General features: G+C 72.1%; 20 protein-coding genes and 2 tRNA genes. 12 read left to right on the forward strand and 10 right to left on the reverse strand.

Translation table 11 applies throughout. The features are described from left to right. The first annotated feature begins 20 nt into the window (after positions 1 to 20). The 4 genes from ACIQFZ_RS05475 (at position 21) to ACIQFZ_RS05490 (ending at position 2876) form a co-directional block, all read left to right on the forward strand. Positions 21 to 1370: an AAA domain-containing protein gene (locus ACIQFZ_RS05475; RefSeq protein ID WP_365773873.1), complete on the forward strand. Its 1350-nt coding sequence runs from the start codon at positions 21 to 23 to the stop codon at positions 1368 to 1370. Between the two features lie 296 nt (positions 1371 to 1666). Then, complete coding sequence (locus ACIQFZ_RS05480; RefSeq protein WP_365425239.1) at positions 1667 to 2041, forward strand: hypothetical protein; 375 nt, start codon at positions 1667 to 1669, stop codon at positions 2039 to 2041. 132 nt (positions 2042 to 2173) lie between these two features. Continuing rightward, positions 2174 to 2812, forward strand: coding sequence for a bifunctional DNA primase/polymerase (locus tag ACIQFZ_RS05485; protein ID WP_402690669.1), 639 nt, complete (start codon positions 2174 to 2176; stop codon positions 2810 to 2812). Continuing rightward, positions 2803 to 2876, forward strand: a tRNA-Lys gene (locus ACIQFZ_RS05490). The genes ACIQFZ_RS05485 and ACIQFZ_RS05490 overlap by 10 nt, the downstream gene beginning before the upstream one ends. A gap of 71 nt (positions 2877 to 2947) precedes the next feature. On the opposite strand, the gene ACIQFZ_RS05495 is transcribed toward ACIQFZ_RS05490, so the two are convergent. Continuing rightward, entirely contained in the window at positions 2948 to 4267 is a 1320-nt protein-coding gene (locus ACIQFZ_RS05495; RefSeq protein WP_383055635.1) for a M6 family metalloprotease domain-containing protein, read from the reverse strand. Between the two features lie 400 nt (positions 4268 to 4667). On the opposite strand from ACIQFZ_RS05495, the gene ACIQFZ_RS05500 reads away from it, so the two are divergent. Further along, positions 4668 to 6809: an EAL domain-containing protein gene (locus ACIQFZ_RS05500; RefSeq protein ID WP_402690670.1), complete on the forward strand. Its 2142-nt coding sequence runs from the start codon at positions 4668 to 4670 to the stop codon at positions 6807 to 6809. 60 nt (positions 6810 to 6869) lie between these two features. Here ACIQFZ_RS05500 and ACIQFZ_RS05505 read toward each other — a convergent pair whose 3' ends face one another. The 4 genes from ACIQFZ_RS05505 to ACIQFZ_RS05520 form a co-directional block, all read right to left on the reverse strand. Beyond that, on the reverse strand, positions 6870 to 7979 hold the full coding sequence (locus ACIQFZ_RS05505; RefSeq protein ID WP_361415433.1) for an LLM class flavin-dependent oxidoreductase: 1110 nt from the start codon (positions 7977 to 7979) through the stop codon (positions 6870 to 6872). Between the two features lie 183 nt (positions 7980 to 8162). Next, a complete protein-coding gene (locus ACIQFZ_RS05510) occupies positions 8163 to 9317 on the reverse strand; it encodes a glutathione-independent formaldehyde dehydrogenase (RefSeq protein WP_365425246.1) in 1155 nt (384 codons plus the stop codon). A 186-nt stretch (positions 9318 to 9503) separates the two neighbouring features. After that, a complete protein-coding gene (locus ACIQFZ_RS05515; RefSeq protein WP_365425248.1) occupies positions 9504 to 10235 on the reverse strand; it encodes an aspartate/glutamate racemase family protein in 732 nt (243 codons plus the stop codon). Beyond that, a complete protein-coding gene (locus ACIQFZ_RS05520) occupies positions 10232 to 11050 on the reverse strand; it encodes a decarboxylase (RefSeq protein WP_402690749.1) in 819 nt (272 codons plus the stop codon). Before ACIQFZ_RS05520 ends, ACIQFZ_RS05515 begins: the two co-directional genes overlap by 4 nt. A 209-nt stretch (positions 11051 to 11259) precedes the next feature. Here ACIQFZ_RS05520 and ACIQFZ_RS05525 point away from each other — a divergent pair, with 209 nt between their 5' ends. Together ACIQFZ_RS05525 and ACIQFZ_RS05530 are read left to right on the forward strand one after the other, a co-directional pair. Continuing rightward, on the forward strand, positions 11260 to 12207 hold the full coding sequence (locus ACIQFZ_RS05525) for a D-2-hydroxyacid dehydrogenase (RefSeq protein WP_365425250.1): 948 nt from the start codon (positions 11260 to 11262) through the stop codon (positions 12205 to 12207). Between the two features lie 18 nt (positions 12208 to 12225). Continuing rightward, positions 12226 to 13629, forward strand: a complete 1404-nt coding sequence (locus ACIQFZ_RS05530; RefSeq protein WP_402690671.1) for an amidase — start codon at positions 12226 to 12228, stop codon at positions 13627 to 13629. Here ACIQFZ_RS05530 and ACIQFZ_RS05535 read toward each other — a convergent pair. Further along, positions 13610 to 14104 (reverse strand): DUF3830 family protein, encoded by a 495-nt coding sequence (locus ACIQFZ_RS05535; protein ID WP_365425254.1) that lies wholly within the window; start codon positions 14102 to 14104, stop codon positions 13610 to 13612. The genes ACIQFZ_RS05530 and ACIQFZ_RS05535 overlap by 20 nt on opposite strands. Positions 14105 to 14320: 216 nt before the next feature. Between ACIQFZ_RS05535 and ehuB the strand changes: the two genes are divergently transcribed. From ehuB to ACIQFZ_RS05560, 5 genes are all read left to right on the forward strand, one after another. Further along, the gene (gene ehuB, locus ACIQFZ_RS05540; RefSeq protein WP_365425256.1) at positions 14321 to 15220 is read left to right on the forward strand and encodes an ectoine/hydroxyectoine ABC transporter substrate-binding protein EhuB; all 900 of its coding nucleotides are present in this window, start codon (positions 14321 to 14323) and stop codon (positions 15218 to 15220) included. 15 nt (positions 15221 to 15235) lie between these two features. Continuing rightward, positions 15236 to 15979: an ectoine/hydroxyectoine ABC transporter permease subunit EhuC gene (gene ehuC / locus ACIQFZ_RS05545; RefSeq protein WP_365425258.1), complete on the forward strand. Its 744-nt coding sequence runs from the start codon at positions 15236 to 15238 to the stop codon at positions 15977 to 15979. After that, positions 15976 to 16620, forward strand: coding sequence for an ectoine/hydroxyectoine ABC transporter permease subunit EhuD (gene ehuD / locus ACIQFZ_RS05550; protein WP_383055642.1), 645 nt, complete (start codon positions 15976 to 15978; stop codon positions 16618 to 16620). The genes ehuC and ehuD overlap by 4 nt, the downstream gene beginning before the upstream one ends. Next, positions 16610 to 17443, forward strand: a complete 834-nt coding sequence (ehuA, locus tag ACIQFZ_RS05555) for an ectoine/hydroxyectoine ABC transporter ATP-binding protein EhuA (RefSeq protein ID WP_402690672.1) — start codon at positions 16610 to 16612, stop codon at positions 17441 to 17443. Before ehuD ends, ehuA begins: the two co-directional genes overlap by 11 nt. Before the next feature lie 133 nt (positions 17444 to 17576). Beyond that, positions 17577 to 17650: transfer RNA gene (locus ACIQFZ_RS05560), tRNA-Lys, on the forward strand. A gap of 55 nt (positions 17651 to 17705) precedes the next feature. On the opposite strand, the gene ACIQFZ_RS05565 is transcribed toward ACIQFZ_RS05560, so the two are convergent. The 4 genes from ACIQFZ_RS05565 to ACIQFZ_RS05580 form a co-directional block, all read right to left on the reverse strand. Next, the gene (locus ACIQFZ_RS05565; protein WP_402690673.1) at positions 17706 to 18140 is read right to left on the reverse strand and encodes a DUF3592 domain-containing protein; all 435 of its coding nucleotides are present in this window, start codon (positions 18138 to 18140) and stop codon (positions 17706 to 17708) included. A 125-nt stretch (positions 18141 to 18265) separates the two neighbouring features. Continuing rightward, positions 18266 to 18871, reverse strand: a complete 606-nt coding sequence (locus ACIQFZ_RS05570) for a lytic polysaccharide monooxygenase (RefSeq protein ID WP_402690674.1) — start codon at positions 18869 to 18871, stop codon at positions 18266 to 18268. Positions 18872 to 18989: 118 nt separating this feature from the next. Then, positions 18990 to 20135, reverse strand: coding sequence for an SPFH domain-containing protein (locus tag ACIQFZ_RS05575; RefSeq protein WP_365435623.1), 1146 nt, complete (start codon positions 20133 to 20135; stop codon positions 18990 to 18992). Between the two features lie 73 nt (positions 20136 to 20208). Next, a complete protein-coding gene (locus tag ACIQFZ_RS05580; protein WP_376650803.1) occupies positions 20209 to 21504 on the reverse strand; it encodes a peptidoglycan-binding protein in 1296 nt (431 codons plus the stop codon). Positions 21505 to 21673: the final 169 nt, after the last annotated feature.

Genomic DNA, 21673 nt, shown 5'->3' on the forward strand with positions numbered 1-21673 from the left:
CCCCCGCCCAGGACCCCGCGATCGGCCCCGGCGGCCTCCGGGCGCCCTTCGACCCCGGGGCGTCGGCCGCCCGCGCGACCGACGCGATCCTCCGCGACACCCTGCACGGCTCGCACCGCGGGGTCGTCGTCGACTCCCCGCCCGGCGCGGGGAAGTCGACGCTGGTCGTGCGCGCGGCGCTGGAGCTGGCCGCCGCCGGACGGCCGCTGATGGTGGTCGCGCAGACCAACGCCCAGGTCGACGACCTGGTGCTGCGGCTGGCGGAGAAGAACCCCGAACTGCCCGTGGGCCGGCTGCACAGCAGTGACGCAGACCCGTACGACAAGACGCTCGACGACCTGCCGAACGTACGGAAGTCGGCGAAGGCGGCCGACCTCGCCGGACTCGACGTGGTCCTGTCGACCGCCGCGAAGTGGGCGCATGTGAAGGTCGACGAGCCGTGGCGGCACGCGATCGTCGACGAGGCGTACCAGATGCGCTCGGACGCCCTGCTCGCGGTGGCCGGGCTGTTCGAGCGGGCGTTGTTCGTGGGCGATCCGGGTCAGCTGGACCCGTTCGCGATCGTCGGCAGCGAGCAGTGGGCGGGCCTGTCCTACGACCCGTCGGCGTCCGCGGTGACGACGCTGCTGGCTCACAACCCGCAGCTTCCCCAGCACCGGTTGCCGGTGTCCTGGCGGCTTCCGGCGTCGGCGGCGCCGCTGGTCTCCGACGCGTTCTACCCGTACACGCCGTTCCGCAGCGGCACGTCGGCCGGGGACCGGCGGCTGACGTTCGCGGTCCCCTCGGACGGCTCCGGCCCCGACCGGGTGCTCGACGAGGCCGCCGAGTCCGGCTGGGGCCTGCTGGAGCTGCCCGCGCGGCACACTCCGCGCACCGATCCGGAGGCGGTGCGGGCGGTGGCGGCGGTCGTACGGCGGCTGCTGGAGCGGGGTGGTGCGGCCGTCTCGGAGCGGTCGCCGGACCCGGCGCCGCTGACCGCCGACCGGATCGCCGTCGGTACGGCGCACCGCGACCAGGCGGCCGTCGTGCGCGCGGCGCTGGCGGAGCTGGGGGTGACGGATGTCACCGTGGACACGGCGAACCGCCTCCAGGGTCGTGAGTTCGACGTCACGGTCGTCCTGCACCCGCTCTCCGGGCGCCCCGACGCCACCGCGTTCCACCTGGAGACCGGCCGCCTGTGCGTCCTCGCCTCCCGCCACCGGCACGCCTGCGTCGTGGTCTGCCGCGCGGGGGTGACCGACCTCCTGGACGACCACCCGTCGACGGAGCCGGTCCAGCTGGGCGTCACGGTGAAGTTCCCGGATGGCTGGGAGGCGAACCACGCGGTACTGGCCCACCTGCGCGAACACCGCGTGGCCTGGCGACCGTGACCGGCACACGGCCTTCCGCCGGACGGAGTCCGACACGCCACCGGAGGCGGCAGACGAACACAGCCCGGATGGCTGGGAGGCGAACCACACCGTGCTGGCCCACCTGCGCGAACACCGAGTGGCCTGGCGACCGTGACCGGCGTTCCAGGCACGGCAACCCGGGTGGCCTGGCGGTGCTGACGAGTTGACGGGTGGGCCGGGGCGGGCCGCCCCCGCCCCCTTGCGTTCGCGGGAGACAATGGAGGGTGGCCCTTTCACAGGGCGGTGTCATCCGAACCGTACGAGGAGGTCGAGACATGGCGGAGCCAACGCCGCGTCGTGACGAACCGCGGCTACGCCCCGCGCCCCTGCTCTTCGAGCCGGCCGAGGCGGCCGCCGATCCCGAGCACTTCTTCGACCTGGAGTCGATCGACGATCCGCGGGCGCTGCTCGCGCGGGCGACGGAGCTGACGCTCGCGTTCCGCGCGGCGGCCGACCGGGCGGTGGAGTTCCAGGCGATCGCGGCGGCGCAGCTCGCCGATCCGCGGCGGTTCGACCGGCTGACCCCGGCGGCCATCGCCGAGCGGGCCGACTGGACCGAGGACTACGCCAAGAAGATGGTGGAGTTCGGGCGGGATCTGCTGAGCGGAGCCGAGGGCGGCGTGCACGCCAACCCGGCCGACCCCGTCTGACCCCCCGCGCCTCGCGCTTCCCCCGGCTCTGGCATATGCCGAGCGCGCAAGATACTCCGACCCGCCCTTCCGTGTCCCGGTTTCCCACAACCCTGTGGAATCGTCCCTTCACAGCGAGTAGATATATCCGCCATGAGCCGCACAGGGAACGACCCCTTCGCCGACCACCTCGACCAGTGGGCAGGCCACCGCTCCGGCGCCTCGGGCGTCACCGCGGACGGCGCCAGCTGGCTGGCCTCGGCGGGCGCAAATCCCCGCAGCACGCTCGCTCTCTGGCGGGAGCGGCCGGACGCACCGCTCGTACTGCCCTGCGGCACCGTCTTCGACATGGTGAACGTGCCCGCGATCTTCGGCCGCCGGATGCTGGACCGGCTGTGGGACGAGGGCCCGGGGTCGGGCCCGGTGGCCGTCCACCGGGGCCGGATGCTGCTCTTCGCCGCGCCGGGCACCGCGCACCGGCTGCCCTCGCTGCTGGAGTGGGAGGAGTGGGGGTCCCGGGGCCGGGAGGCCGGCCGCAAGGAGGGCATTCCGCCCCTGCTGTGCCACGGCAACGGCGACGCGGTGACCCTCCCGGCCCTGTCCGACGACACCCTCCTCGCACGGCCGGCCTCCCGCTGGCTCGTCGCCCCGGACACCCGCCGTCCCTGGCTGCCGGGCCCGGAGATCATGCTCTGGGCGGCCGTGCGGGCGGCCCGCACGGCGGTGCGGATATCGATTTTTCCTCCCAGCGACCAGGATGCTAAGGTCTACGACGTCAGCAGGCGCCGCTAGCTCAGTTGGTTAGAGCAGCTGACTCTTAATCAGCGGGTCCGGGGTTCGAGTCCCTGGCGGCGCACGATGACGATGGCGAGACAGGGTCGCGGAGAGCGAACCGGTCTCGCCGTCGCTGTTTGTGAGCGGCGGGCGTCACACCGTGGTGATCTTGACGGTGTACGCGCCGGACGCCGTACGGTTCTCCACCTCCACCCGGATCCCGTCGCCCGGCACGGTGAAGCTCTCCCCCACGTCGATCGGGGCGTCGGCGAGCGCGGGCTGGACCGAGGTCTCCTCGCAGGCCGCGGTGTGCGGATGGGCGTCGATCACCTCGATCGGGCCGCCGCCGGACTCCGCCCCGCCGCGCACCCGGTACACCAGCACCCCCTGCCGGCACCCGGTCACGTCGTTGCCGACCGCCGCCCGCGCCTCGATGGCCAGCACGCTGTCTCTCCCGGTGCGCACCACCACCAGCTTCGTTCCGCTGCCGAGCCCGAACAGTGGCGACCCCGCGGTGGCCGTCACCGACGAACCCGCACCCGCCGGGCCCACCTCCACCGGTTCCAGGGTCAGCCGGGTCGGCCCTCCTCGCACACAGGTCACCTGACGGGGGTCCAGCCATCCGAGCTTCCACTTGTGCCAGGCGAACAGGTCGGGTGAGAGGCCGAACTGGCTGCCCATCAGATCCCAGTCCCCGACGTAGGTGTCCCAGTCGCCCTTGCCGTCCGCGGGCCGGTGGTACAGGTCGGGCAGGTCGAAGACGTGCCCGGACTCGTGGGCGAGCACCAACCGGTCCGGCGGGTGCCGTTCGAAGACGGTCACCACCCGCCGGATCTCCTTGCCGTCGGCCCGCAGCGGGGTGTCCAGATTGACGACCTTCGTCGCGTCCGCGTCGACACCGGGCGCGTCCGGGTCGGCGACGAAGTAGACGACGTCGTAGCGCGAGAAGTCGACCTCGGGGTCGGCCGCGGCGAGCGCGTCGCGCAGATACGCGGTGCGGTCCCGGGCGTTCCAGTCCCGGTGCATGGCGTACGCGGTGGACGGGCGCGGCATCCGGAGCCAGTGCCGCAGCGGGTGGGGGCGCAGGGTGAACCTGCCGTACGACGCCTGTTCGAAGTACCGGCTGGTGGCCGGGAAGTGGTCGGCGGTGAGTTCGGCCGGGGTGGTGCGCGGGGTGGAGTCCGGGAAGGACAGGAACACCATGACGGCGTTCAGCGTCCCGGTCGGCCGTGCGTAGGAGGGGTTCCAGGTGTCCAGCCCCTCCGAGTGGTGGGCGTCCGTGCGTTGCAGGGCGCAGGGCGCGGTGGAGAACGGCTCGGCGACCGACGGCCCGCCCAGGATCGAGGTGGCGGCGACCGCCGACATGGTGGTGACCACGGCCGCGGTGCTGCGCAGCCGGGGGCGCACCCCGGCATGGTTCAGCGCCCTGAGGACGTCATGGCCGAGCGCCTTCAGGGGCAGCTGACACGGCACGAGGACCTCCGGGGCGGTTCGCGGGACAACGCACCCAGCCTGTGGGAGTTTGTAGGGGTACGCCCTGTTTGTCTGCACCGGAAGGGTGAGGGACGCGAGTTCACGACAGGACGGTCCGGCGCGGGTCCGGGGATACGACACCCCCGAACCGCTCACGGAACGTCACAAGTGGTCAGCCATATAAAGAACGCGTCCAGGTGTGATCGGAAGCGATCCGGGCGAACGGCCAGTCGCCGCGCGGGACCGGTGAGTGGCTGGAAGGGGTTCGCCGACGGCATCTATGATCGACACACTTTCCCTGCACTTTCCTGCGCGGACACGGGCCGAGCCGCCGTCCATCACCCGGCCGGCCACCCGACGAGACCGATAAGAAGAACCGAGTGCACTGCGGGAGCGAGCGGTGAGCGGAACGTCCGAAGGGCCGACGCCCGCGGCAGACCTCATCCGACCTACTGTCACAGAGAGTGATGCCGGGAGATCTCCGGGTACCGACCCGGTCACGGCCGCCGCCGCCGAGCGGGCCGACGCCCCCACCGCGCCCGCGCCCTCCGGCACCGGTCCCGCCGAGTTCCTCCCCGTCCACGGCCTCACCCCAATGGCGGAACCGGCCCCCGCCGGCCCCCGATTCACCGTCCTGGCCGAATCCGTGCCCGTCATGGACCTGCTCGGGTCCGCACCACCAGCGGCCTGCACCACCCCGGAACCCGCCCGGGAATCAGCCCCGGCACCCATCCTGGAACCGGCACCCGAATCCGTCCTGGAACCGGCCCCGGGCTCCGCCCCGGACTCCCTCCTGAACGCCGCTCCGGCCACCGGGGCCGACCGACCCTTCCGGTCCGCGTTCGCCGCGGCGCCGCTGGCGATGGCCGTCGTCGACCACGAGGGCCTGGTCGTCAGCGCCAACGAGACCTTCGGCGCGCTCCTCGGCGCCGGCCCCGACGAACTGGCGGGGCAGCCCGCCGCCGAACTGGTGGACCTGGCCTCCGACACGCGCACCCGGCACGCCTACGGCGAGGTGCTGCGCGGCCGGCAAGCCCGACTGCGCTGTGCCCGCCGGCTCAAGCACCCCGACGGCCACCGGCTGTGGGTCCAGGTCACGGTCGCGCCCCTGACCCCCGGCTCCCCGGGCGTGCTGCTGTCCGTGGCCGACATCAGCGCCCGGCGGGAACTCCAGGCCCGGCTGCGGCACTTGAAGAACCACGACCCGATGACCCGGCTGCCCAACCGCACCCTGTTCTTCGAGCGCCTGTCCGCCGCGCTGGAGACGGAGTCGTACGAGCGCGGCGGGAGCGGCCGGGTCGGCCTGTGCTACCTGGACCTCGACGGCTTCAAGGCGGTCAACGACACCCTCGGCCACCGTGTCGGCGACCGGCTGCTCGCCGCGGTGGCCGAACGGCTGACCCGGTGCGCCGACGAGGCCGGCCACGGCCGCACCAGCACACCGCTGGTGGCCAGGCTCGGCGGCGACGAGTTCGCGCTGTTCGTCGAGGACTCGACCGGCACCGAGCAGCTCGCGGAGCTGGCCGAGTCAGTGCTCTCGGCCCTCCAGGATCCCTTCGAGGTCGCCGGCCGGCTCCTGTCGGTGTCGGCGTCCATCGGCGTGGTCGAACGGCACGCGGCCGGATCGTCGGCCACCGCGCTGATGCAGGCCGCCGACACGACGCTGTACTGGGCCAAGGCGGACGGCAAGGCCCGCTGGACCCTGTTCGACCCCGAGCGCAACGCGCACCGCATGACCCGTCAGGCCCTGGTCTCCACGCTGCGCGCGGCCGTCGAACGCGGCGAGTTCGCCCTGGAGTACCAGCCGCTGGTCGGCATGGAGGACGGACGGCTCCGCGGGGTCGAGGCCCTCGTCCGCTGGCGGCACCCGGAGCTCGGCACGCTGACGCCGAATCGGTTCATCGCGCTGGCGGAGGAGGACGGCTCGATCGTGCCGCTGGGCCGCTGGATCCTGGCCACCGCCTGCCACCAGGCCCGCCGCTGGCAGCTGGACCACCCGGACGAGCCGCCGATCTTCGTCAGCGTCAACGTGGCCGTCCGCCAGGTGTGGGACTCCGACCTGGTCGCGGACGTGGCCGAGGTGCTCGCCCGGACCGGGCTGGCGCCGCACCTGCTCCAGCTGGAGCTGACCGAGTCCGCCGTGATGGGCTCGGCCGGGCGGCCGCTCGAGGCCCTGCGGTCCCTGAACGACATGGGCGTGCACATCGCCATCGACGACTTCGGCACCGGGTACTCCAACCTCGCCTACCTCAGCCGCCTGCCCGTGTCGGCGCTGAAGCTGGACGGCTCCTTCGTACGAGGGTTCCAGCACGAGGATCCGGAGGGCGCGGCGAGCCGGCCGAGCCCCGCGGACGAGGTCATCGTGGAGGCGATGATCCAGCTCGCCCACCGGCTGGGGCTGACCGTCACCGCCGAGTGCGTGGAGACGTCCGACCAGGCGAGCAGGCTGCGCCGGATCGGCTGCGACACCGGACAGGGGTGGCTGTACTCCCGGCCGGTGTCGCCCGACCGCATCTCCGAGCTGCTGGACGGCCGGAGCTGAACCTGTTCGGCCGGACGGAGCCGGGCCCGTTCGCTCGGCCGGAGCTGGTGCCGGGCCCGTTCAGTCGCCGGGCAGTGACCGGACGTCCGCCGGCAGTCCGTAGGCGTCCGCGATGAGTTCGTAGCTGCGCAGGCGTACGGCGCCGCTGTGCGCATTGCTCGTGATCATCAACTCGTCGGCGCCGGTGCGTTTTTGCAGGTCGTCGAGGCCGGAGCGGACCTCGTCGGGGGTGCCGTGGACGACGTTGGCGTTCCAGGAATCGACGAACTCCCGCTCCATCGAGCTGAATTCGTGCGCCTCCGCCTCCTCCGGGGTGGGCACGAGGCCGGGACGGCCGGTGCGCAGCCGGACCATGTTCAGGGCGGCGGCCAGCACCTGGCGGCGCGCCTCGCGCTCCTCCTCGGTGGCGAGGGCGGCGACGCCGATGAGGGCGTACGGGGCGTCCAGCACCGCGCTCGGGCGGAACGAATCTCGGTAGAGGTCGAGGGCCGGGACGGTGTTCTGCGCGGAGAAGTGGTGGGCGAACGCGAACGGCAGGCCGAGCGTGCCGGCCAGGCGGGCGCTGAAGCCGGAGGAGCCGAGCAGCCAGACCGGCGGACGGTGCCGGGACTGCACGCCACCCGGGGAGGTCGCCTGGACCGGGCCGGGCACGGCGTGGATGCGGCGGTAGGGGTGGCCGTCGGGGAAGTCGTCGTCGAGGAAGCGGATCAGCTCGGCGAGCTGCTGGGGGAAGTCGTCGGCGCCCCCGTCGAGGTGGTCGGTGCGCCGCAGGGCGGCGGCGGTGGCGCCGTCCGTGCCGGGGGCGCGGCCGAGACCCAGGTCGACGCGGCCGGGCGCCAAGGCCTCCAGGGTGCCGAACTGCTCCGCGATGACCAGCGGAGCGTGGTTGGGCAGCATCACGCCGCCGGAGCCGAGGCGGATCCGGTCGGTGTGGGCGGCGAGGTGGGCGAGGATCACGGCCGGCGAGGAGGAGGCGACGCCCGGCATCGAGTGGTGCTCGGCGACCCAGTAGCGGTGGTAGCCGCGGGACTCCGCGGTCCTCGACAGGGCGGCGCTGGTGCGCAGCGCGTCGGTCGCGGTGTACCCCGCGCCCACGGTCACCAGGTCCAGTACGGACAGGGGTACCGGGGCGGTCCCGAGTGCCGTGCCCCTGATCTCGTCTCCCGCCACGGGTGCCTCCCTGTTCTTGGCCGTGCCTTTTCCGACCGGCGTCAACAGGGAACCGCTGCCGTTTGTTCCTTTCCCACCGACCCGCGCGTCTCGCATGCGTGAAGGAGCCGCCACGGAGCTCCGCCCCGGACCCGAACGGGGCCCGGGGCGGAGCCGGCCGCGGCGGCTCGTCTCAGCCCGCGTTCACGCAGCGAGCGCGTGGCCCGGGTGCAGGACCACCTTGGTGTAGCCCTCGATCCGCTTGTCGAACTTCTGGTACGCCTGGGGCGCGTCGGCCAGCGGCAGCTCGTGGGAGACCACGAAGCTGGGCTTGGCGCGCCCGGCGATGATCAGATCGCGCAGCTGGCGGTTGTACTGCTTCACGTTGCACTGGCCGGTACCCATCTGCTGGCCCTTCTCGAACATCTTGCCGATGGAGACCAGCAGCTGGCCGTGCTTGGCGTGCTCGTCGGGCCCGCCCGGGTCGGAGGGCACGTACAACCCCGGTATGCCGAGCAGGCCGGTGGGTCGTACCGTCTCGACCAGCGTGTTGAGGACGACGGCGGGCTCCTCGTGGCTGACGTCCTTGTGCGACTGGGCCTGGTAGCCGACGGCGTCCACACCCTTGTCGGTGCCCTCGCCGTTGGTCATCTCCATGATCTGCTCGGTCGGGTCGCCCTTGGTGAAGTCGATGGGGATGGCCCCGATCTCCTCCGCCTTGGCGAGCCGCTCGGGCACCCGGTCGACCGAGAACACCATCGACGCGCCGCGCAGCAGCGCCGAGTAGGCGCCCATCAGGCCCACCGGTCCGGCGCCGAAGACGGCGACGGACTCACCGGGCGACACCTTGGCGAGTTCGCAGCCGTGGTAGCCGGTCGGGAAGATGTCGGCGAGCAGCACGAAGTCCGTCTCGAACTCGTCGCCCGGCGGCAGCTTCAGACAGTTGAAGTCGGCGAACGGCACCCTCAGCCGCTCGGCCTGGCCGCCGGTGTAGGGGCCCATCGCCACGTATCCGTAGGCGCCTCCGGCGAAGCCGGGGTTCACCGTCAGACAGAACCCGGTCTTCCCGGCGAGACAGTTCTTGCAGAACCCGCAGGCCACGTTGAACGGCATCACGACCCGGTCGCCCTGGGACAGCGACGTCACGCCGTCGCCGACCTCCTCGACGATGCCGAGGTTCTCGTGGCCGAAGACGATTCCCGCCTTGGCGGCCGTGCGGCCCTCGTACATGTGCAGGTCGGAACCGCAGATCGCGGTGGACGTGACCCGTACGATCACATCGTTCGGGTGCTGGATCTGGGGATCGTCGACGTCCCTCACCGTGACGTTGAAGGGCTTTTCGTAGACGACGGCTTTCACCTGGGTCACCTCCGCGTCGAACGCTGGACGACGGCGGCGACCACGGGCCGTTGCCGGGGGACACCAACCAGGGGGATGACACAGGAAGGCGGGGGCGTCGGTCGTCCCGGGCCCCGGGCGTTCTCGCTGCACCGCCGGACACTTCCAGCGTCCGCCCGCGCGAGGGGGACCGCAACCGCGCCGGTGTCACACCTGGACGATCGGCTCCCGTATGAACAGCGCGCCCAGAGCAGGCGCGTTGACCCGGCGGTCGGTGAGCCGCAGCGCCTCCCAGACGGTCACCTGGTTCGCCGTGAGGACGGGCTTGCCGAGGTGCTTCTCCAGGGCGGGCAGGTGGGACGCCGTGTGCAGGGCGGTGTCGGGCAGCAGGACCGCGTCCGCCTCGGGGACGTCCGCCTCCCGCGCCAGGGCCAGGATCTCCGCCTCGCCCCAGGTGCCCACCTCGGCCGCGGTGATGATCCCCGCGCTGCGGGCGGCGGCCACCTCCACCTTCCCGGCGCGCAGGAAGTCCGCGAACAGGCCGGTGACGTCCTTCGGGTAGGTCGCGGCGACCGCGACCCGGTGGGCGCCGATCTCGGCCGCCGCGTGCACGAAGGCGAAGGACGTGGAGGAGGCCGGCATGCCCGCCACCCGGGCCAGCGCGCGGACCTGCTCGTGCGCGCCCTGCCAGCCGCGTACGAAGCTGCCGCTGGTGCACGCCCACACCACCGCCTCCGCGCCGGACAGCCGCAGCCCCTGCACGCCCTGCGCGAGCCGCTCGGGCGAGCCCATCTCGTACAGCGCGTCCACCCGGTGCGCGTCCTCGCCGATGTCGGTGTGGACCAGGTCCACCCGGATGTCGCTGCCCAGGAGCTGCTCGATGCGCGGATAGTCGTCCTCTGCGGAGTGGCCCGGGTAGAGGAATCCGAGTGCGGTCATGGCCTGCCTTCCTGCTGTTCGTCGGACAGTACGGGCCAGGCGCCGCCGTCACCGTGCCGCGGACCGGGCGGCGCGGGAGGCACACCGGCCGGCAGCGCCTGGTAGGGCCCCACCGCTCGGGTACCCAGCCGGCGCAGCGCAGCCCACATCGTGACCTGGTTGGCCGAGATCACCGGTATGCGCAGCTCGGCCTCCAGCTGCGGGATCACGTCGTAGGTCGGCAGGTTCGTGCAGGACAGGAACAGCGCCTGGGGGCGGTTGCGGCGCGCGGCCCGGCGGGCCATGTCGACCACGCCGCGGTACGGCACCTTCCAGATGTGCCGGGTCAGCCCCATGTACGCGCACCCGGTGACGGTGACGCCGGCCTCGGCCAGGTAGTCCAGGAGCGAGCGCGTCAAGGACACCGTGTACGGGGTCACCAGCGCCACCCGCCGGGTGCCGAGTTCCGCGAGCGCCTCCAGCAGCGCCCCGGACGTGGTCACCGCGGCCACCGCGCCCGCCCGTGTCATCGCCCCGCACATGGCGCGCTCGCCGGCGATCCCGCCGACGAAGCTGCCCGAGGCGCAGGCGTAGGCGACGACCTCGGGCGCGACGGCGGTCAGGGTGCGCACCGCGGCGTCGAGCGTCTGGTGCTCGCTGACCAGCCGCGCCAGGTCCAGGCTCACCTCCACCGGCACGAACGGCGTCCGCGTCAGGTGCAGCGAGACCTCGTCCGGCACCCACCGCCACAGCTCGCGGTCCAGCGCGAAGTCGAAGGGGGCGACGACCCCGACTCCGCGCTGCGGGCGCGGGCCGCCGAGGAAGGAGATCCCCATGCCGTTCATGTCGTTCGTGGCGTCCATGGCAGACACCTGCCTCACGTGAGGGAGACGGAAGGGCGGCACTGACGGCAGGTGAACGACACGGTGGGGCAGCAGACAGCAACCGTCCGTACGGGCGCCCGTGTTGACGAAGGTAGGTTCGGGTGCGAGCGTGGTCAATCCGTGCACGTCAGACGGCCGCCCCTTACGAGAAACGGCTCGCCATGAGTGTCCCCGTCCTGCTCGTCCTGGACGCCGATCCGCCGCCGCGTCTGGGCCGGCTCACCGGCCGCGCCCGGATCGTGCGCACGGACGCGGCCGGGCTGGCCGCGCGGCTTCCCGAGGCGGACGTGCTGCTCGTGTGGGACTTCACCTCCACCGCGGTGCGGGAGGCCTGGCCGGGCGAGGGCCCGCGGCCCCGCTGGGTGCACACGGCGAGCGCGGGCGTGGACCATCTGATGTGCCCCGAGATCGCGGCGTCCGGCACGGTGGTGACCAACGCGCGGGGCGTGTTCGACGAGCCGATCGCCGAGTACGTCGCCGCGCTCGTCCTCGCCCTGGCCAAGGACCTGCCGCGGACCCTGGACTTCCAGCGCGAGGGGCGGTGGCTGCACCGCGAGTCGCAGCGGGTGGCCGGTACGCGCGCGTGTGTCGTGGGCTCCGGGCCGATCGGCCGGGCGATCGCCCGCACGCTCGGCGCGCTGGGGGTGCGGGCGGCGGTCGTCGGCCGTGCCGCGCGCGCCGGAGTGCACGGCCCGGAGGACCTGGACCGGCTCGTCGCCCGCGCCGACTGGGTGATCGCGGCGGCCCCGCTGACCGAGGAGACCCGCGGCATGTTCGACGCCCGCCGGTTCGGCCTCATGCAGCCCTCGGCCCGCTTCGTCAACGTCGGCCGGGGGCAGCTCGTCGACGAGGAGGCGCTCGTCCGGGCGCTCGCGGACCGCTGGATCGCGGGCGCCGCCCTGGACGTCTTCCAGGACGAACCCCTCACCCCGGACAGCCCGTTGTGGCGGGTGCCGGGCCTGGTCGTGTCCCCGCACATGAGCGGTGACACGGTCGGCTGGCAAGACGAGCTGGCGGCCCAGTTCGTCGATCTGTACGGCCGCTGGGAGGCGGGCGAGCCGCTGCCGAACGTCGTCGACAAACGGCGCGGATACGTACCGGGACACTGACCCCTGTCTGGAGGCGCGATGACCGCACTCACCGAGCTGACCGCGGGAGAACTGCTCGACGGCTACCGCAAGGGCGAGTTCAGCCCAGTGGAGGCCACCCGGGCGGCCCTGGAACGGGCCGAGCGGATCCAGCCGGAGGTGAACGCGTTCGTCCGGATCACCGCCGAGGACGCTTTGGCGCGGGCCCGGGAGTCGGAGGACCGGTGGCGGCGCGGAAGGCCGTCGGGGCTGCTGGACGGAGTGCCGGTCACCGTCAAGGACATCCTGCTGCTGCGCGGCCATCCCACCCTGCGCGGTTCCAGGACCGTGCCGGAGGAGGGCCGTTGGGACGAGGACGCCCCCTCGGTGGCCCGGCTGCGCGAGCACGGCGCGGTCTTCCTCGGCAAGACCACGACCCCCGAGTTCGGCTGGAAGGGCGTCACGGACTCCCCGCTGACCGGTGTCACCCGCAACCCCCACGACCCGGCCCGCACCGCCGGCGGCTCCAGTGGCGGCAGCGCGGCGGCCGTGGCGCTCGGCGCGGGCCCGCTGTCGCTGGGCACGGACGGCGGCGGCAGTGTGCGCATCCCGGCCGCGATGTGCGGGATCTTCGGCCTGAAGCCGACGTACGGCCGGGTCCCGCTGTATCCGCCCAGCGCCTTCGGCACCCTGTCGCACGTGGGTCCGATGACCCGGGACGCGGCGGACGCGGCGCTGCTGCTCGACGTGATCGGTGTGCCCGACGCGCGGGACTGGTCGGCGCTCGGCCCGGCCCCCGGCTCGTTCACGGAGGCACTGGCCGGCGGGGTACGGGGGCTGCGGATCGCCTACTCGCCGTCCCTGGGCGGCCAGGTGCCGGTGCGCCCGGCGGTCGCCACGGCGGTGCGCCGGGCGGTCGCGGGGCTGGCGGAGCTCGGCGCGTACGTCACCGAGAGCGACCCCGACTTCGCCGAGCCGGTGGAGGCCTTCCACACTCTGTGGTTCAGCGGCGCCGCCCGTGTCGTCCAGCATCTGGGGCCCCAACGGCGGGAGTTGCTCGACCCGGGGCTGCGGGAGATCTGCGCGACCGGCGCCCGGCTGTCGGCGCTGGACTACCTGGCCGCCGTGGACGTCCGCATGGAACTAGGCCGCGTCATGGGCCACTTCCACCAGAGCTACGACCTGCTGGTCACGCCGACCCTGCCGATCACGGCGTTCGAGGCGGGCGCGGAGGTGCCGAAGGGTTCGGGGCACCGGCGCTGGACCGGGTGGACTCCGTTCACGTACCCGTTCAACATGACCCAGCAGCCGGCGGCGTCCGTGCCCGTGGGCCGGGACGAGGGCGGCCTGCCGGTCGGCCTCCAGATCGTGGCCGCGCGGCACCGCGACGACCTGGTGCTGCGGGCGGCCCACGCGCTGTACGACGCGGGGTTGGCGACCCGGCTCACGCCCGCCGGAAGCTGAGGGTCTCCCCCGCCGCGCCGGAGCGCCACAGGTCGTTGCAGGCCTGGGCCATGGCGTCCAGGCCCTCGGTGACCTGGCCCCAGACGATGCCGGGCACCCAGCCGACGTCCCCGTTGAGCAGGAGGTTGTTGCGCTCGTAGAACAGGGCGAGGTCCACGACCGTCGGCCCGGCGCCGGGTACGCCGTCGTAGCCGTAGGCCTGCGTACCCAGTTCGGTGCCGGCGAACGAGAAGTAGCACAGATCGCCCGGGATCGGAGTGACCGTCGGATTCTCCAGCGGTGGCTCCGCCCGGGCGAACGGCGCGAAGAGCGCGTAGATCTCGTTGCGCGCGTACTTCGCGTGGTAGACGTCCCCGCTCAGCGGGAGCGCGTCCCAGACCGCGGCGCAGGTGCGCGGCGCCCGGTCGTCCAGCAGCCGTGCCGTGCAGCGGATTCCGCGCTTCTCCAGCGCGACTTCGACGTGGCGTTCCACCATGGCGCCTCCTCGCAGCTTCTGAGGGGCCGTCTGCCCGAAGGCGCGGGAGTTCACACCCGTCCCGCACCTCCGCATCCGGACACGGAACGGTATCCCCCCGGACACCGTTGGATTACATCCCCAAGCCCGTCCGCATAGACGAGGGAGATCGGGCAGGCGCCACCACTATCTGCGAAGGGCCCGAGCCGACGAGGCTCTTTTGGAGGGTGAGTGTCCATGTCCGAGTTCCCCAACCTGTCCCGCCGGGGCTTTCTGACCAGGACGGCGGCCGTGGGCGGCATGCTCACCGTCCCCGGGCTGCTGGCCGCCTGCAGCAAGACGGACAGCGGCGACGGCAAGGGCTCGAAGCTGGAACAACTGAAGAAGCAGGGCTATGTGAAGGTGGCCTACGCCAACGAGTCCCCGTACGGCTTCGAGGAGGGCGGGCAGCTCAAGGGCGAGGCGCCGACGCTGCACAGAGAGATCTTCAAGGCCCTGGGAGTGGACGAGCTGAAGCCGACCTTCTCCGAGTGGGACGGTCTGATCCCTGGTCTCCAGGCCGGCAAGTACGACGTGATCAGTGCGGGCATGGCCATCATCCCGGAGCGCTGCCAGAAGGCCCTGTTCTCCGAGCCCGAGTTCGTCTCGCCCACCGCGATGATGGTGAAGAAGGGCAACCCGAAGAACCTGACCGATCTCGCCTCCGCCAAGTCGGCCGGCGCGACCATCGGCGTGATGTCGGGCGCGGTGGAGAAGGGCTACGTCACCGCCGCCGGAATCTCCGAGAGCGGCATACGGACACTGCAGAAGCCGCAGGACGGCGCGGACGCCGTCGCGCAGGGCAGGATCGACGCCTTCGTGCTGACGGGCATCTCGCTGCGCTGGCTGGCCAGGACCAACCCGAAGGTGGAGGTCACCGACTCGTTCGTGCCGGTGGTCGACGGCGTGAAGCAGTACAGCCCGGGCGGCGCCGTCTTCCGCAAGGGCAGCGAGGAGCTCCGGGACGCCTTCAACGAGCAGCTGAAGAAGATCACCTCGGATCCGGGCCGGTATGTGCAGCTCGTCGGGGAGTACGGGTTCGGCAAGGACACGATCCCGCCGGCGGACCTGAAGACCGCCGACCTGTGCAAGGGCTGACGGGAACGCCTGTCCATGGGTGACTTCTACACGTACTTCTTCGACCACATCTCCAACGTGTGGTCGGGGCTGCTTGTGACGGTCGAGGCCACGGTCCTCGGCTCGGCCGTCGCGCTCGCCCTGTCCTTCGCGTTCGGCTTCGCGGCGAACAGCAGGCTCCTGGTCGCGCGCGGCGTCTCCCGGGTGGTCGTGGAGTTCCTCCGCGGCACCTCGCTGTACGTCCAGCTCTTCTGGCTGTACTACGCGTTCCCGCTGCTGTCCGGGTACGAACTGTCACCGCTGTTCTGCGGTGTGGTGGCGTTCGGCATGAACTACGGCGCCTACGGCTCCGAGGTGGTGCGCGGCGCGCTGAACGCCGTGCCCAAGGCGCAGTGGGAGGCCGCCGTCGCGCTGAACATGACGCCGCTGCAACGCATGCGCCGGGTGATCCTGCCGCAGGCGTGGGTGCAGATGATCCCCTCGTTCACGAACCTGCTGATCCAGCTGCTGAAGTGCACCCCGCTGCTGTGGCTGATCTCCGCGGCCGACCTGACGACGGTGGTCCAGCAGATGCGTGACCGCACCGGCGCGACCACGTGGGCCTATCTGACCCTGCTGGTGATCTACTTCGTCCTCGCCTACGCGCTGACCCTGCTGATGAACGCCCTGGAGCGGCGTGCCAAGTCCCGGCTCGGACTGCACACGGACCGCCGCGCCCTGCTGCGCCGGCGCGGCTCCGAGTCGGCGGGCGAGCCCGAGATGGCGGGAGGCGCCTCGTGAACTACGAATGGGACTGGGGCGCGGTCCGCGACTCGCTGCCGCTGCTGTGGCACGGCTTTCTGACCACGCTGCTGGCCACGGTCCTCGGCACCGCGGTGGCCGCCGTCCTCGGCCTGCTCGTGGCCGTGGCCGGACGGGTGCCGAGCAGGCTGGTCACCATACCGGTGCGGACGGTCACCGAGTTCGTCCGGTCCACCCCGCTGCTGGTGCAGCTGGTCGGCGCCTACGCGGTCTTCAACACGGTGGACCCGCTGACCATCGGCGTCGCGGTGCTCGGCATCCACTACGCCTCCTACCTGTCGGAGGTGTACCGGGCGGGCATCGACGCCGTGCCGAAGGGCCAGTGGGAGGCGTGCCGGGCGCTGTCCATGTCGCCGCGCCGCACCTGGCAGGCGGTGATCCTGCCGCAGGCGGTGCGCAAGGTGCTGCCGGCGCTGGGCAACTACGGCATCTCGATGTTCAAGGAGACCCCGTTCCTGGCCGTCATCACGGTCCAGGAGATGGTCGCCAAGGCCCGTGAGTACGGCGCGGACCACTTCACCTACGCCGAGACGTTCACCCTGGCGGGCCTGTTCTTCCTGGCGGCAAGCTACCCGACCTCGCTTCTGATGAGAAAGCTGGAGAAGCGCCTTGGCCACTGACCCTTTGCAGAAGACGCCGCCGCGGGCGTCCGAGAACGCGGCGCCGGACGCGCCGCCCGCGGATCTGGTCCGCTTCGACCAGGTGGTCAAGCGCTTCGGCGATCATGTCGTGCTCGACCGGCTGGACTTCGCCGTCCAGCGCGGTGAGCACGTGACGCTGATCGGGCCGAGCGGCTCGGGGAAGACGACCATCCTGCGGCTGCTGATGACGCTCGAGCGCGTCAGCGACGGCGTGATCCACGTGGCCGGCGAGCCGCTGTCCCACATGCCCGGCCCTGACGGGACCCTGCTCCCGGCGAACGAGAAGCACCTGCGCCGGATCCGCAGGAAGATCGGAATGGTCTTCCAGCAGTTCAACCTGTTCCCGAACATGAGGGTGCTCCAGAACATCACGGAGGCACCCGTCAACGTGCTCGGGCTCGGCCGCGAGGAGGCGGAGGAGCGGGCGCGTGAACTCCTCGATCTCGTCGGGCTGGCGGACAAGACCGACGCCCATCCGTCGCAGCTGTCCGGCGGCCAGCAGCAGCGGGTGGCGATCGCCCGGGCGCTCGCCATGCGGCCGGAGATCCTGCTCCTCGACGAGGTGACCTCGGCCCTGGACCCGGAGCTGGTGGCGGGCGTGCTCGACCTGCTCAGGGAGATCGCGCACACCACCGACATCACGCTGCTGTGCGTGACCCACGAGATGAACTTCGCCCGGGACATCTCCGACCAGGTGCTGATGTTCGACTCGGGCCGGGTGATCGAGTCCGGGCCGCCGGAGAAGCTCTTCGGCGACCCCGACCACGAGCGCACCCGGGAGTTCCTGAGCGCCGTGCTGTAGGGGGCCGCTCCGGGGCGCCGGCGGCCTTCCGGGCCGTCCCGGCGCCCCGGCCCCCGGGATGGTCGAGGCACCCCCGAGAACCAGGTAGTATTTTCTTTGTCGCCGACCGCGGGAAGCGGACGGCGGGAGTCATGCGCCGCTAGCTCAGTTGGTTAGAGCAGCTGACTCTTAATCAGCGGGTCCGGGGTTCGAGTCCCTGGCGGCGCACAGATGAAGGGCCCCTCGTGATCACGAGGGGCCCTTCGGCGTGTTCCACCCGCGGTCACATGCCGGCCATGTCGTTGTACGTGACCATGAAGCCGACGCAGAAGCCCACGACCAGGCCGAGGAACGCCAGGGTGGCGGCCAGCCCGGCCACGTTCCGGGCACTGTTCGGCCGGCGGACATTGGCGAAGACCGCGCGGCCATCGGTGTAGTACACCGGCACGATGTCGCCTTCGACGATCGTCGCCGGGCCGTTCTGCTCCTCGAACCGGACCTGGCGGCCGTCGCGGGCGGTGAACTCGTACACGTGGTGCAGCGTGGTGCGGACGTGGGAGTCACCGCCGTCGCGCGCCGTGGTGAACATCCGCAGGCAACGCGCCTCGGCGGTCAGCCCGCTCCGCCAGGCGCGCCTGAGCCGCAGCGTGTGGCGGACGGCCACGAATGCCATGGTCAGGGCCACGGCCATGATGAAACCGGGCACGACGTAGAACATCGCTTCCATGAGATCCCCCGAACTCCGGCGCGGCCGTGATCGGCCGGCGTGGGGGGGAATCTACCCACGCCGGCCGGTCCGGTGGCTCAGGGAATGCTCAGATCGCGGAACGCCCGGATCGACGCTCAGAACGTGACGTCGGAGCAGGCGTAGAACGCGTTGCCCGTGTCGGCGATCGTCCAGACCGCGAGGATGACGTGGTGGCCGCTCAGCCCGGTGGGCAGGGTGCCGCTGTGGCTGAGGGTGGCCGGCGGGCGCTGTCCGCCGTAGGGCACCGTCAGGAACGGGGTCGTGTTGAGGTCGGCGCGGGTCAGGGCGTGGTTCTGGTTCCAGCCCTGCTTGGTCACGTAGTACTTGAAGTCCGTCGTGGCGTGCATGGCCGTGAACTGCCAGCGGAAGGTGTAGCTCTGGCCGCCGTTGACCTTGGTGGTCGGCCAGGCGACGCCCGAGGGGGTCTTGGGGCTGTCGAGCTGGCTGAACCGGGTGTTGTTCCCGGAGCAGAGTTGTCCGTCGGCCGCCCCGGAGGCCGGGAAGCCCTTCGGGCCCTCGACGCTCTGCGGCTCCCACTGGATGTCGCCGCAGTCGGCGACGGTTCCGTTGTTGCAGAGCTTCTGCCGGCTGATGGGCAGGTCGGTGTAGCCGTGGCTGCTGGCGCCGCCGGTGGAGAGCACGAAGGCTCCGGCGGTCGTGAGGCCGAGCACGGCTGCGGAGATCTTGGCCTTGGTGCGCATACTGCCGCTCCTGGAGATGTGGGGGAGGTTCAGTGAGCTGTGCAGGTCTAGACCAAGTTCAGGCTATTGCCGCTACTTGAACATGTCCATACCAAAGACACGCCCTCCCCCACCCCCGTCACGGCCCCGGTTCCCGGCCTCCCGCGCAGAACGCCACCGTCAAGTCCCGTACCAGCAGCTTGCGTTCATAGTCGTTGAGGTCGACAAGACCTCTGGTGGTCAGCCGGGTCACCGTGTCCTCCACCGAGTCCACCACCGAGGTGAGCATGCTCGCCCGGTGCCGCGCGTCCAGTGCGGCGACGCTGCGCCGGTGCATGGCGGCGGCGACCTCCGGCGCGTACTCGACCCGGACCAGTTGGACCGAGAACACCTCCAGACCGACCGGTGTCACCTCCCGCTTCACCAGCCGGGTCAGCGTGTCCGCGGTGGCCGCCGCCCCCCGCGCGCCGCTCGGCGGGTCCACCGGCACCCGGGCCAGCGCCGCCTCGACGCACTCGCGCAGGTACGTCTCGTGGTCGTCGATCCCGAGCATGGCCCGCGCGGTGTCCCGCACCCGCCACACCACCAGCGCCACCACCCGCAGCGCGACCCCACCCACGTCGGCGGCCGGCATCGGCTTGCTGCGCCAGTGCCGCAGCCGGACGTCGATCCGGCGGCGCGGCATCAGCGGGTTCAGCCACAGCAGCCCGGTGTGCCGGACGGTCCCCCGGTAGCGGCCGAACAGGCCGAGCACCCAGGCCCGCCCGGTCCGGCCCCGGGCCAGCCCGCCGAAACCGAACAGGGCGAGCGCCCCCGCCCCGGCGTACGCGGCCCACTGCGGTCCGCCGAGTCCGGCGTCCACGGACGCCGGCAGCCCCAGCAGCCGCACCGCGAGGCCCGGCAGCACCCCCGCCCACCACGAGGTGAGCACACAGCCCGCCACCCCGCAGGCCCCGGCCAGCACCCCGGCCGCGCCGGGCAGCACCAGCGCCGGGCGCTCCACCAGTTCGGAGTCCATCTCCGGCGCCGGGCGGGCCGGCGCCGGCACCCGGTGCCCGCGCCCCAGCCGCGGCTGCTCACCGGTACCCTTCCTGCTGCCCACCACCGCGGGCGTGACCGGCAGCGGGATCGTGTCCGCGTCGTCGCGGAACAGCAGATGGACGGGGATCTCCGTGGTCCCCTCGTTGTGGATGAGCCGGGGGACGCAGCGGCCCGCCCAGCCGTCCGGGGCCATCATCGTCTCGTGCTCGTCGTATTCGGATGTGGGGGATGTGGTCGTACTCATACCTGCCTCCAGCCTCCGCGCCAGATGGTTCAGACGTTCGTACGGTGGATCGGCGGCCCCTTCGGGACCGCGGTCATGCGAAGAGCCGGCGCCAGGTCTCGGGCCCCGGCCGGCCGTCCGCCGCGCCGCCCCGCCACCCCTGGGCGCGCTGGAAGGCCTCGACGGCCCGCTGGTCCGCGTCCGACCAGCGCGGCCCCGGCCCGTTGGTGTAGAACCGGCCGTACCCCTTCCTCACCAGCTGCCGGCCCAGCTCGGTGACGTACCGGTTGTCGGCACCGGGCCGGAACATCGCCCGCCCCGGGTAGCCGGGCACCCCGTGCGAGGCGGGGGCCGCGGCCTTGATGTCCTTGCCCTTCCCGGTCACCAGCAGCTGCCATGTCCCCGGCCCCGGCAGCCCGTCCGCGGCCGCCCCGGTCCAGCCCTGGGCCCGCTGGAAGGCCTGGGTGGCCCGCCGGTCCGCCTCCGACCAGCGCGAGTTGGGCCCCTTGGCGTAGTAGGAGGCGCCGCCACGGGCGGCGAGCATCCGGCCGAGCCGGGTGACATGCGGGTTGTTGGCGCCGGGGCCGAAGTACGCCGCTCCCGGGTACGGCGCGGGCGACGCCGCGGCGGGACCGGCCGCACCCCGGGTGACGCCCTTGTAGCGGTAGGGGATGTAGCGCTTGGAGTTGGTCCAGTACGCGTACGGAGTGGTCCTGCTGCGAGCGTGCGGCGGCGCCTGCTCGTAGGCGATGTAGGAGGTGTGCCGCTGGTCGGTCCAGCCGCCGAAGAGCACCACGTGTGAGCCCTTCTGAGGGTTGTCGGGGTTGTGGAAGAGCAGGATGTCGCCGGGTTGGAGCTGCTCCTTGGTGATCCGCGCCGCGTACCGGCCGAGACTGCCGGTCCACTCGTTGCGCGGCAGGTCCCAGGCCATCGAGACGAAGCCGGAGCAGTCCTGGCGGTATCCGTCGCGCCAGAAAAGGTTCATGCTGTACGGCACCCGGGCGTCCAGCCACTTCTTGGCCCGGGTGACGATCTGCGACCGGGTGGTGGCGCCGATCACGACCTGCTCCCCCGCCTTGACCGGTCCGCCCGGCCCGAACAACGCGCCCGCGACGCCCTGCGGGGTCTCCGTCTCGTCGGCCGAGGACCGGGTGCCCGGCGGCCCGGGTGTCCGGCCGGCGGTGTGGATGGCTGCCGCCGCCGGTGGCGCATGGCCCACGCCGAGGACCGCGGCGGCGGTGACGGCCACCACGGCCAGCGCGCGATGCGCGGCGGCCGCACGGACCGGGGTGCGGGCGGCCGGGGCGCGGGAGAGGCCGCGCCCGCGCACGCACCCGGAGCAGTCGCAGTCGCTCGCGGGGTCGATGTCCTCGAACACCGGAGGCATCATGCGATCTTCCTCACACTTCATGGGTACATATCCTGATCTGTGCACGTTGATCATTGCCACAACTGTCCACCGGACGCGAACATTGACGGTCCGAACGATGTACAGGACGGCTCCACCTGCCCCGCCCACCGGGCGCGGCTGGTCGGGGGACCCACGGAGGTCATGTAAA

Source organism: Streptomyces sp. NPDC093064, assembly GCF_044754605.1.
Lineage (GTDB): Bacteria > Actinomycetota > Actinomycetes > Streptomycetales > Streptomycetaceae > Streptomyces.

Coding starts and splice junctions, on each gene's coding strand:
- ACIQFZ_RS05480 (WP_365425239.1), top strand. CDS start 1,667: ATGGCGGAGCCAACGCCGCGTCGTGACGAACCGCGGCTACGCCCCGCG.
- ACIQFZ_RS05485 (WP_402690669.1), top strand. CDS start 2,174: ATGAGCCGCACAGGGAACGACCCCTTCGCCGACCACCTCGACCAGTGG.
- ACIQFZ_RS05515 (WP_365425248.1), bottom strand. CDS start 10,235: ATGACCGCACTCGGATTCCTCTACCCGGGCCACTCCGCAGAGGACGAC.
- ACIQFZ_RS05520 (WP_402690749.1), bottom strand. CDS start 11,050: ATGGGGATCTCCTTCCTCGGCGGCCCGCGCCCGCAGCGCGGAGTCGGG.
- ACIQFZ_RS05525 (WP_365425250.1), top strand. CDS start 11,260: ATGAGTGTCCCCGTCCTGCTCGTCCTGGACGCCGATCCGCCGCCGCGT.
- ACIQFZ_RS05530 (WP_402690671.1), top strand. CDS start 12,226: ATGACCGCACTCACCGAGCTGACCGCGGGAGAACTGCTCGACGGCTAC.
- ACIQFZ_RS05535 (WP_365425254.1), bottom strand. CDS start 14,104: ATGGTGGAACGCCACGTCGAAGTCGCGCTGGAGAAGCGCGGAATCCGC.
- ehuB (WP_365425256.1), top strand. CDS start 14,321: ATGTCCGAGTTCCCCAACCTGTCCCGCCGGGGCTTTCTGACCAGGACG.
- ehuC (WP_365425258.1), top strand. CDS start 15,236: ATGGGTGACTTCTACACGTACTTCTTCGACCACATCTCCAACGTGTGG.
- ACIQFZ_RS05565 (WP_402690673.1), bottom strand. CDS start 18,140: ATGTTCTACGTCGTGCCCGGTTTCATCATGGCCGTGGCCCTGACCATG.
- ACIQFZ_RS05570 (WP_402690674.1), bottom strand. CDS start 18,871: ATGCGCACCAAGGCCAAGATCTCCGCAGCCGTGCTCGGCCTCACGACC.
- ACIQFZ_RS05575 (WP_365435623.1), bottom strand. CDS start 20,135: ATGAGTACGACCACATCCCCCACATCCGAATACGACGAGCACGAGACG.
- ACIQFZ_RS05580 (WP_376650803.1), bottom strand. CDS start 21,504: ATGATGCCTCCGGTGTTCGAGGACATCGACCCCGCGAGCGACTGCGAC.